Source organism: Mesorhizobium sp. PL10 (assembly GCF_053714315.1).
Genome location: NZ_JBSKBR010000131.1, coordinates 1 through 1,491, shown reverse-complemented (window position 1 = coordinate 1,491; position 1,491 = coordinate 1). Strand labels below are relative to the sequence as shown.

General features: G+C 59.8%; 3 protein-coding genes. All 3 read right to left on the bottom strand.

Annotated features, from left to right (window positions below; translation table 11 throughout):
• A partial coding sequence (locus ACWGTO_RS33410; RefSeq protein WP_454578945.1) for a transposase occupies positions 1 to 448 on the bottom strand: 448 nt, incomplete at its 3' end.
• The gene (locus ACWGTO_RS33405; protein ID WP_454578944.1) at positions 426 to 1,127 is read right to left on the bottom strand and encodes an IS110 family transposase; all 702 of its coding nucleotides are present in this window, start codon (positions 1,125 to 1,127) and stop codon (positions 426 to 428) included. The genes ACWGTO_RS33410 and ACWGTO_RS33405, both read right to left, overlap by 23 nt.
• A gap of 142 nt (positions 1,128 to 1,269) precedes the next feature.
• Positions 1,270 to 1,491: hypothetical protein (locus tag ACWGTO_RS33400; protein ID WP_454578943.1), on the bottom strand; the 222-nt coding region annotated here is incomplete at its 5' end.

Below are 1,491 nucleotides of genomic sequence, written 5' to 3'. Positions count from 1 at the left end.
GCGCTCGCTGTCGCGGACCGACTTGTTGCTGTAGTCGGCGGCGGATCCCTTGTTCCTGCCGCCGCGGAGAGACGGATAGCCGGCGGTCAATTCCAGTTTTCGGAGCTTCCAATCCAGGAGCGCCGGGCGGATCCAGATATAGTCCTCGTTCTTGGTCAGCATGTGCCACACAATGACTGCCAGCTTGCTGCGCAGTCGCGACCGCGGCAACGTGCTTGCCACGCTTGTCCCGGATGCGCATGAAGAAGGCGCGCAGTGGGCCAGGTACGCCAGAGATGACCCAAGCGGCTTCAACCAGCATCGACCGCGCATGCGTTCTTCCCTGTTTGGTGATACGGCCGTGGTAGGCTGGCTTGTCGCCGGACTGCCGGACCCGCGGGTTGAGCCCAAAGTAGCTAACAAGTTTTTCCGGGGATGAGAACCGTTCAATGTCGCCGACGGCTGCCACGATACTCAGTGCCACCGTGACATCCCACGCCGGTTATCGTCATCAGCCGCTTGACCCGCGGTTCCTGTAGGGCAGTCTGTGCAAGGCTTTTGTCAACCTGTGCAAGCTCTCCGCCAAGGCGTTCGAGTTCTCCGACATGGCGAAGGACGACTCGCCGCTGATCCTCGGCGAGCGGCTGAGCCATTGGCCAAACCTTGCCGCGTTTTGAGAACAGTGAGCCGTTGTAGGGTGGGATCAGATTGGCGTGCAGAACCGAATGGATTCGGTTCTTGAGGCGGGTCATCTGGGCGACGAGCTGCGTTCGTTCCGCTACCACGCGACGACGCGTCTCGGTTTCCTCGTCCGGCATCCACACTTCGGGTAGAAAGCCACTCGCATGAAGCTTCGCCAGCACTGCCGCGTCGATCTTGTCGGTCTTGACCTTGGCCCAGGCGATGGCCCGGACTAGGATCGGATTGGCTATGACCACCCGGCCCACAAAAGGCGACAATAATCGCACGATCGCACTTGTATTGCCTGTCGCCTCGATGACGATCTCGTCATCCGGCTTGAGCTTCGTGGCGAACTGCAACAGGCGGCTGCGTTCGAGATCGATCCTCCCGGCATCCCGGATTTTGCCTTTCTCCAAGATTGCCATTTGAGCGAATGATCGGTGGACATCAAGGGCAATGATTCTCATTCCCGGCTCCTTTCCAGGGTCAGCAACCAGGGAGCCGGCGGGCTACACGACAACTACGGATACGCGCTCGCAGCGCAACCGGGCAAGTCGAAGGGGGCGGCCAGATAACAACTCGAACTCAGCTCGACTTTGTACGTTTTGGTCATGTCCAGGTCCAGAAGAGGCTGTTGGTTGCGATGAGGTTGAGCGCCTGATCGAGGGGCAGGACACAGCCGCCCATATCGTCGATGTCTTCCCATTTTCTGCGGTGTGACCAGTAGGCGATCCTGACCTCGTCGCCTTTGCCGGTCTGCTTGAGACGGGCGATCGGCGCCTCGGTTGCCAGCAGATAAAGGTGGTAGGCACCTTTGTCCTTGTAACAGCC